The sequence below is a fragment of the Enterobacter cloacae complex sp. IR5412 genome, assembly GCF_049237385.1.
GTDB classification, from domain to species: domain Bacteria; phylum Pseudomonadota; class Gammaproteobacteria; order Enterobacterales; family Enterobacteriaceae; genus Enterobacter; species Enterobacter intestinihominis.
In genome coordinates, this window is record NZ_JBMKHQ010000016.1 from 22141 (window position 1) to 30999 (window position 8859).

Genomic DNA, 8859 nt, shown 5'->3' on the forward strand with positions numbered 1-8859 from the left:
CCAGCGGGTTATCGCGGTACCAGCGGCTTTCGATGGCGAAGACGTTATCGCACGGCAGCAGCGCCGCCAGCGGATGTTCAGGACGTACCGCCTCCACGCCCACGCGCGCTTTACCGTTCGCCTCGAAGCGCGCCACGTAACGCAGCACCAGGCCCATCTCGTTTGCCGCTTCGAGACGTTGCACCATCTGCTCGTTCAGCTCGTCGCCGTTCTCAAAGAAGTGATCGACAGATCCTTCCTCGCAGCCCGCAGGCACCAGAGACTCAACGCGTACCTGACCCGGCTCAATGTCGTAGCCTGCTTCACGCGCCAGGATCACCAGCTTGCGCATCACGTCTTTACCGGCAAGGTCAACGCGCGGATCCGGCTCGGTTAAGCCCTGCTGCCACGCCTGATCCACCAGGTCGGTGAACGGCACGGTACCGTCAAATTGCAGGAACAGCCAGGAGAGCGTGCCGGAGAAGATCCCGCTCAGCGCCAGAATGCTGTCGCCGCTATCAATCAGATCGCGCACGGTATGGTTAACCGGCAGACCTGCGCCAACGGTGGCGTTATACAGCCAGTGACGACCCGTTTTTTCGAACGCGTCGTGGATCTGGCGATATTTGTCAGTGCTGCTCGCGCCTGCCAGCTTGTTGGCGCTGATGACGTGGAACCCGTGGCTGGCAAAATCCAGATACTGATCGGCCAGTTGCTCGCTGGCGGTAACGTCCAGCACCACCAGATCGTCGTACGGGTGCGCGCGCATCCACAGGAACAGCGACTCTTCGTCCTGCTCAACCGCTTCATCGTTAAAGAAGGCCAGCGCCCGACTGGCGTCCAGCCCTTCGTAGTTCAACAGGCTGCGGCGGCTGTCCACCACGCCTGCCAGAATAAACTCAAATCCGGTACGCGCCGAAAGCGTCACCTGCTCGCGGGCGAACAGCTCCAGCCAGCGGGAACCGATGTTCCCTTTCCCGAACAGTACCAGGCCGATGCGTTTTTCCGCGCGGAACAGGGAGGTGTGCAGGCCCTGAATCAGGCTTTCGGTTGGCCCCTTGCGCAGAACGGCAACCAGGCTGATGCCCTCTTCCGACTGCCAGGTGAACTCCACCGGCTGCCCTTTCAGCTGCTGCCAGAAGCGGTGGCAGTGCAGCGGGTTACGGGTGACGCCCGCGCCCACCATTGCCACCAGCGCCAGTCCCTGACGCAGGCGAAGCTCGCCCGGCAGTCCCGCTTCATCCAGAATCTTCAGGGCGCTGTCCACCACTTCAGCGGTATAGCAGAACTGCAACAGCTGGCGATCGTTATGCACGCCAACGGCCAGCGGACGCACCTGGGCACGTTTCAGGATGGTGTCGATATCTTTGTGCGCCAGTTTGAAATCCTGGCCCGCAGGCACCTGGAACTCAATCAGGCAGATGTCATCGTGGCTGGTGACAATGCGCGCGCCCGTACCGGATGCCAGCACGCGCTCGATGCGAGTGGAACCCTGATCCGGCGTGTAGCTACAGCGTAGTTGCAGGTCGATGTCGCTGCCGGAAACCGGCTGTAGCGTGCGCGCGTGCAGCACTGGTGCCGCCAGACGCGCCAGCTCGCTCGCTTCGTCGAGACGCAGCAGCGGCAGCAGGCAGGCATCTTTTACTTTGCGCGGGTCCGCGCTGTAGACACCGGCCACGTCGCTCCAGATGGTGACGCGGGACACGCCCGCCAGGGCGCCAATCTGCGTTGCCGAGTAGTCAGAGCCGTTACGGCCCAGCAGTACGGTTTCACCTGCGTTGCTGCGACTGATAAAGCCGGTCACTACAATACGTTTACCCGGATGTTGCACCAGCAGCTGTTGCAGCAGCGGGTAGGACAACCCTTCGTCTACCTGCGGCTGTGCGGCGCGTTCGGCACGCAGGAAATCACGCGCGTCGAGCCAGGCGGCTTCCACGCCAAGATGTTGCAGCACGGCGGCCATCAGGCGCGCAGACCACACTTCACCATGGCCAACCACTTCCGCATACACCGCATCGGTAATGCCGCTGTCCAGCAGAGCTGCCAGACGCTCAAGGTCGTGAGTAAAGGCGCTTATCAGCCCGTCCGCCACGTCCGCAGGCAGCAAACCGGCAATCAGTTCACTCTGGTAACGACGTAAGGACTGTTGCACCTGATGCGCAGAGAGGCGATCGGTCTGGCTCAGTTTCAGCCAGCTAATCAGCTGGTTGGTGGTGCTGCCCGCCGCAGAGACAACCATCATGTCCCCCGGCTGTGAATACTCGGTCATGATCCCTGCGACACGCAGATAACATTTCACATCAGCAAGACTACTACCACCAAACTTGTGCAGCTGACGACCCTTCGCCCCTGCCTGCGCTATCACACTCATGATTACCCCTTGGCTGCGACCCGGAAGCCATTTTCCAGATCGGCAATTAAATCTTCAGAATCTTCAATACCGGTCGAGATACGCAGCAGCGTCTCGGAAATCCCGGCGGCGGCACGTGCTTCGGGTGCCATACCTGCGTGCGTCATGGTTGCGGCGTGGGAGATCAAGCTTTCAACTCCCCCTAAGGATTCCGCCAGCGTAAACAATGACAACCCGCTCAGGAAGCGACGCAGCGTTTGCTCGTCACCGTCCAGTTCAAAACTTAACATCGCGCCAAATCCTTTCTGTTGGCGCGCGGCAATCTCGTGCCCCTGGTTTTCCGGCAGCGACGGGTGATAAAGCTTCTTCACCAGCGGCTGGGTTTTCAGGAAATCCACGATCGCCTGGGCATTACGCTGCGCCACGTCCATACGCGGTGACAGGGTGCGGATACCACGCAGCAGCAAATAGCTGTCGAACGCGCCCGCGGTGACGCCAATGTTATTGGCCCACCATGCCAGTTCAGTGACAACATCAGGATCTTTGGCAATCACCACACCCGCTACCACGTCAGAATGGCCGTTCAGATATTTCGTGCATGAATGCAACACCAGATCGGCACCCAGTGCCAGTGGGTTCTGAAGGGCCGGACTGAGGAACGTATTATCCACTACACTTATCGCTCCCGCATCCCTTGCGAGCTGACAAATTTTCGCAATATCGACTACGCGCAACAATGGATTGCTTGGACTTTCCACCAGAACCAGCTTCGGCTGTTCGGCTAACGCCTGTTTCAGCGCCTGTTCGTCGTTTTGATCGACAAACAACACGCGGTAGCAGCCACGTTTCGCCAGGCTATCAAACAGACGATAGCTGCCGCCGTAGCAGTCGTGCGGCGCCACCAGCAAATCGCCAGGTTTCAGGAACACCGTGGTCACCAGATGAATGGCAGACATGCCGGTATTGGTTAATACCGCACCTGCGCCGCCTTCCAGTTCCGCCAGCGCGCGCTGGGTGACGTCACGCGTAGGATTGCCGCGACGCGAGTAGTCATGCGCGCGGGGTTCATTAAATCCGGTGAAATTATAGGTGCTGGAGAGATGAATTGGCGGGACAACGCAGCCGTACTGCTCGTCATCATTCAATCCGCTACGCACTGCGATGGTGGCCTGTTTACGCGTCATGGTGAGGCTTCCTGGCGAATGAGGTGAAAAGTCAGGCACCAGAGTAAACATTGAAAGTATAGACGTCAATACATCTGGACATCTAAACTTCTTTGCGTATAGATTGAGCAATGCGCAAATAGCCGTTAAAATTATATGCTTTAGGACACGCTACAGCGGCAATATCCGTGCCTCGGTATCGTCTCTACGGTAAACTACGCAAGATTACGGTTCAAAACTGATGGTTACCGGTTTTGCACCTTTAGATTAATGACTGAGAGGATTAAAGGTATCTCATGGCTGAATGGAGCGGCGAATATATCAGCCCATACGCTGAGCACGGTAAGAAGAGTGAGCAAGTCAAGAAAATCACGGTGTCCATTCCTCTGAAGGTGTTGAAGATCCTCACCGATGAACGTACGCGTCGTCAGGTGAACAACCTGCGTCACGCCACTAACAGCGAACTGCTGTGCGAAGCGTTCCTGCATGCGTTTACCGGCCAACCGTTGCCGAACGATGACGATCTGCGCAAAGAGCGCAGTGACGAAATTCCAGAAGAGGCGAAGGTGATCATGCGTGAATTGGGTATCGACCCGGATACGTGGGAATACTGATAAGCGGATACAAAAAAGGCACCTTGCGGTGCCTTTTTTTCGGGAAACTTATTTAGCGCCCGGGATGCTGAAACGCTTGTTGAAGCGGTCAACACGGCCACCGGTTGCAACATCACGCTGCTTACCAGTGTAGAACGGGTGGCATTTGCCGCACACGTCCAGGTTCAGATCGTGACCCACGGTAGAGCGGATCTGGATAGAGTTACCGCAAGAGCAGTTTGCAGTAATCATTTCGTATTTCGGGTGAATATCTTTTTTCATGGGAGAACCTCAGTTAAGGCCGCGTCGCTCTTCCAGCCCTAACGCCAGACACCACGCGATGTTGAATGTAAGTTCTTTGGCGTAAAGTACACCAAAGGCGGCGAATCATACAGAATTTAACCAACGTATGCAAACTGATCCGCACGCCGCTTTCACTAATGTGTATACTAACGCGCCACTTTTCAAGTCAGGAAGATTCGATGCCCGTCGCTCACGTTGCCCTGCCCGTTCCGCTTCCCCGCACCTTTGACTACCTGCTGCCCGACAGCATGAGCGCCAAAGCGGGCTGTCGCGTGACCGTGCCGTTCGGTAAACAGCAGCGCGTGGGGATCGTCGTCTCCGTCAGCGATAAAAGCGAGCTGCCGCTTACCGAGCTGAAATCGATCGTTGAAGTGCTGGATGATGAACCTGTTTACTCTCACAGCACCTGGCGACTGCTGCTGTGGGCGGCAGATTATTATCACCATCCTATTGGCGACGTATTGTTCCACGCCCTGCCGATTATGCTGCGTCAGGGTAAGCGCGCCAGCCATGCGCCAATGTGGTACTGGTTTGCCACGGAGGAAGGCCAGGCCGTCGACATCAACAGCCTGAAGCGCTCGCAAAAACAACAGCAGGCGTTGGCCGCGCTACGCCAGGGGAAAATCTGGCGCCATCAGGTCGACGAGCTCGAGGTGAGCGAAACCGCGTTGCAGGCATTAAGGAAGAAAGGGCTGAGCGAGCTGGCCAGCGAAGCACCTGCCCTTCACGACTGGCGCGACGGCTTTTCCGTCTCGGGCGATCGCCTGCGTCTGAATACCGAGCAGGCCACCGCCGTGGGCGCGATTCACAGCGCCGCCGATCGTTTCTCCGCCTGGCTGCTGGCGGGCGTCACCGGCTCCGGTAAAACCGAAGTGTATCTGAGCGTACTGGAAAATGTGCTCGCGCAGGGTAAACAGGCGCTGGTAATGGTGCCGGAAATCGGCCTGACGCCGCAAACCATCGCCCGTTTCCGTGAACGCTTTAATGCGCCCGTTGAGGTTCTGCACTCCGGCCTGAACGACAGCGAGCGCCTCAGCGCCTGGCTGAAAGCGAAAAACGGCGAAGCGGCGATTGTGATTGGCACCCGTTCCTCACTCTTTACGCCGTTTAAAAATCTCGGCGTTATCGTGATCGATGAAGAGCATGACAGCTCCTATAAACAGCAGGAAGGCTGGCGCTATCACGCCCGCGACTTAGCCGTGTACCGCGCCCACAGCGAGCAAATCCCCATTATTCTGGGGTCCGCCACCCCCGCGCTTGAAACGCTGCACAACGTTCGCCAGCGTAAATACCACATGCTGCGCCTGACGCGCCGCGCGGGGAATGCCCGTCCGGCCATTCAGCATGTGCTGGATCTGAAAGGCCAACAGGTGCAGGCCGGGTTAGCGCCTGCGCTGATTAGCCGCATGCGCCAACATTTGCAGGCGGGCAACCAGGTGATCCTGTTTCTGAACCGCCGCGGCTTCGCGCCTGCGTTGCTGTGCCACGACTGCGGCTGGATTGCCGAGTGCCCGCGCTGCGATCACTACTACACCTTCCACCAGGCTCAGCGCCATTTACGCTGCCACCACTGCGACAGCCAGCGTCCGGTACCCCGTCAGTGCCCGTCCTGCGGCTCAACGCACATCGTGCCGGTGGGTCTGGGGACGGAGCAGCTCGAACAGGCGCTGGCACCGTTCTTCCCTGATGTGCCCATTTCGCGTATCGACAGGGACACCACCAGCCGCAAAGGGGCACTGGAGCAGCAGCTGGCGGAAGTGCATCGCGGCGGCGCGCGCATCCTGATTGGCACTCAAATGCTGGCGAAAGGGCATCACTTCCCGGACGTGACGCTGGTCGCCCTGCTGGACGTCGACGGCGCGCTGTTCTCCGCGGATTTTCGCTCCGCCGAGCGTTTCGCACAGCTTTATACCCAGGTTGCTGGTCGCGCCGGTCGAGCGGGTAAGCAGGGCGAAGTAGTGCTGCAAACGCACCATCCTGAGCACCCGCTGCTGCAAACGCTGCTGCACAAAGGCTATGACGCCTTCGCGGACCAGGCGCTGGCCGAACGTCAGACGATGCAGCTTCCTCCGTGGACCAGCCACGTCATCATCCGTGCGGAAGATCATAACAATCAGCAGGCGCCGCTGTTCCTGCAACAGCTGAGAAATCTCCTGCAGGCCAGCCCACTGGTGGATAATCAGCTGTGGATTTTAGGCCCGGTACCCGCGCTCGCCCCGAAACGCGGCGGCCGTTTCCGCTGGCAACTCTTACTTCAGCACCCTTCGCGTATCCGTTTACAGCAGATCGTCAGCGGCACGCTGGCGCTGATTAATACCCTGCCGGAAGCGCGAAAAGTGAAGTGGGTTCTGGACGTCGATCCGATTGAAGGCTGAAGACGGATCGAAAAATTTAATGCGCCTCACACTTTTTATGAAAATTCTGTAACCGATTCCATTAACTATCTGTAAAAATGGTGCGGTCCGCAGTTCGGTGTTCAGGCGAGGAGAAGACGTTGAAGTCCAGGAAAGAGGTTGCCTCGGCGACCATGAAAGACGTTGCCGAGAAAGCACAAGTCTCAACAGCAACCGTGTCCCGCGCATTGATGAACCCTGACAAAGTCTCCCAGGCGACCCGAAACCGGGTTGAAAAGGCGGCGCTTGAGGTCGGTTATTTCCCGCAAGCCATGGGGCGCAACGTTAAACGCAACGAATCCCGCACCATCCTGGTGATCGTGCCGGACATCTGCGATCCCTTCTTCAGCGAAATCATCCGCGGCATTGAGGTCACGGCCGCCGCCCAGGGCTATCTGGTGCTGATTGGTGATTGTGCCCACCAGAACCAGCAGGAAAAAACGTTCATCGACCTGATCATCACCAAGCAGATTGATGGCATGCTGCTGCTTGGCTCACGCCTGCCGTTTGATGCCAGCATTGAAGAACAGCGCAATTTACCGCCAATGGTCATGGCGAACGAATTCGCGCCGGAGCTGGAGCTGCCGACCGTTCATATCGATAACCTCACCGCCGCGTTCAACGCCGTGAACTATCTTCAGGAGCTGGGGCATAAGCGTATCGGTTGTATTGCCGGACCAGAAGAGATGCCGCTGTGTCATTACCGGTTGCAGGGCTACGTTCAGGCGCTTCGCCGTACCGGGGCTGTTGTCGATCCGCACTACATTGCGCGCGGTGATTTCACCTTTGAAGCGGGCGGGCAGGCGCTGGAAAAATTGCTTGCCTTGCCAGAACCGCCTACCGCGGTCTTCTGCCACAGCGACGTGATGGCGCTGGGGGCGTTATCCTACGCCAAACGTCACGGCCTGCGCGTGCCAAAGGACCTGTCGATAATCGGTTTTGATAATATTTCGCTTTCGGAGTTTTGCGATCCGCCGCTTTCGACTGTTTCGCAGCCGCGGTATGACATTGGCCGGGAAGCGATGCTGCTTTTGCTGGATCAGCTGCACGGTCAAACAGTTAGCAGTGGGTCACGACTACTGGATTGTGAGCTGATTGTGCGCGGCTCTACCCAGGCATTAACTTAAAGTAAATACCTTTCGACACCCTTATCTGGTCAAAGCCCCGTCGCTTAAGTAACATGGCGGGCTGACGAACGAATAAATACAGCGAAACGATAGTGGCACAACGAGATTATGTACGTCGCGGCCAGCCGGCACCTTCGCGACGCAAAAAGAGTAGTTCAAAAAGCAAGCAACGTAGCCTGTCTGCTGTCTCCCCAGCCATGGTCGCCATTGCTGCGGCTGTGCTGGTGGCCTTTATTGGCGGCCTCTACTTCATTACGCATCATAAAAAAGAAGAGTCTGAAGCCCTTCAGGGTAACAAGGTCGTCGGCAACGGCCTTCCTCCGAAGCCTGAAGAGCGCTGGCGCTACATTAAAGAGCTGGAAAGCCGCCAGCCTGGCGTACGTGCGCCTACCGAGCCTTCTGCCGGGGGTGAAGTGAAGAATGCCGATCAGCTGACGGACGAACAGCGCCAGTTGCTCGCTCAGATGCAGGCGGACATGCGCCAGCAGCCTACGCAGTTGAACGAAGTACCGTGGAACGAACAAACCCCGGCGCAGCGTCAGCAAACGTTGCAGCGCCAGCGTCAGGCACAGCAGCAAACGCAACAGCAGCAGTGGACGCAGACGCAGCCGGTACAACAGCCGCGTACACAACCGCAGCAGCAGACGCGTACTGTACAAACGCAGCCTGTTCAGCAGCAGCCGAAAGCCCAGCCGCAGAAGCAAACAGCACAGCCGTATCAGGATCTGTTGCAGACGCCTGCACATACCACTGCGCAACAGCCAAAAACGCAGCAGGCTGCGCCGGTCACTAAAGAGACCGAGGCACCAAAGCAGACGGCTGAGAAAAAAGATGAACGCCGCTGGATGGTTCAGTGCGGTTCGTTTAAAGGCGCTGAGCAGGCAGAAACGGTGCGAGCTCAGCTGGCATTTGAAGGATTTGACTCACGCATTACCACCAATAACGGCTGGA

General features: G+C 57.9%; 7 protein-coding genes. 4 read left to right on the forward strand and 3 right to left on the reverse strand.

The annotated features are described in order from the left end of the window. Both ACOTX2_RS21175 and metB read right to left on the reverse strand, forming a co-directional pair. Positions 1 to 2350 (reverse strand): bifunctional aspartate kinase/homoserine dehydrogenase II (locus tag ACOTX2_RS21175; RefSeq protein ID WP_421625966.1); only part of this gene is annotated, 2350 nt, incomplete at its 3' end. Between the two features lie 2 nt (positions 2351 to 2352). Continuing rightward, complete coding sequence (gene metB, locus ACOTX2_RS21180) at positions 2353 to 3513, reverse strand: cystathionine gamma-synthase (protein WP_017383102.1); 1161 nt, start codon at positions 3511 to 3513, stop codon at positions 2353 to 2355. Between the two features lie 275 nt (positions 3514 to 3788). Between metB and metJ the strand changes: the two genes are divergently transcribed. After that, entirely contained in the window at positions 3789 to 4106 is a 318-nt protein-coding gene (gene metJ / locus ACOTX2_RS21185) for a met regulon transcriptional regulator MetJ (protein WP_006179183.1), read from the forward strand. A gap of 48 nt (positions 4107 to 4154) precedes the next feature. Here metJ and rpmE read toward each other — a convergent pair whose 3' ends face one another. Beyond that, positions 4155 to 4367, reverse strand: a complete 213-nt coding sequence (gene rpmE / locus ACOTX2_RS21190; RefSeq protein WP_003862040.1) for a 50S ribosomal protein L31 — start codon at positions 4365 to 4367, stop codon at positions 4155 to 4157. Positions 4368 to 4567: 200 nt separating this feature from the next. On the opposite strand from rpmE, the gene priA reads away from it, so the two are divergent. The 3 genes from priA to ftsN form a co-directional block, all read left to right on the forward strand. Continuing rightward, a complete protein-coding gene (gene priA / locus ACOTX2_RS21195) occupies positions 4568 to 6763 on the forward strand; it encodes a primosomal protein N' (protein WP_063146861.1) in 2196 nt (731 codons plus the stop codon). A gap of 119 nt (positions 6764 to 6882) precedes the next feature. After that, positions 6883 to 7908 (forward strand): DNA-binding transcriptional regulator CytR, encoded by a 1026-nt coding sequence (gene cytR, locus ACOTX2_RS21200; RefSeq protein WP_022649794.1) that lies wholly within the window; start codon positions 6883 to 6885, stop codon positions 7906 to 7908. Positions 7909 to 8000: 92 nt separating this feature from the next. Beyond that, a partial coding sequence (gene ftsN / locus ACOTX2_RS21205; RefSeq protein ID WP_421625967.1) for a cell division protein FtsN occupies positions 8001 to 8859 on the forward strand: 859 nt, incomplete at its 3' end.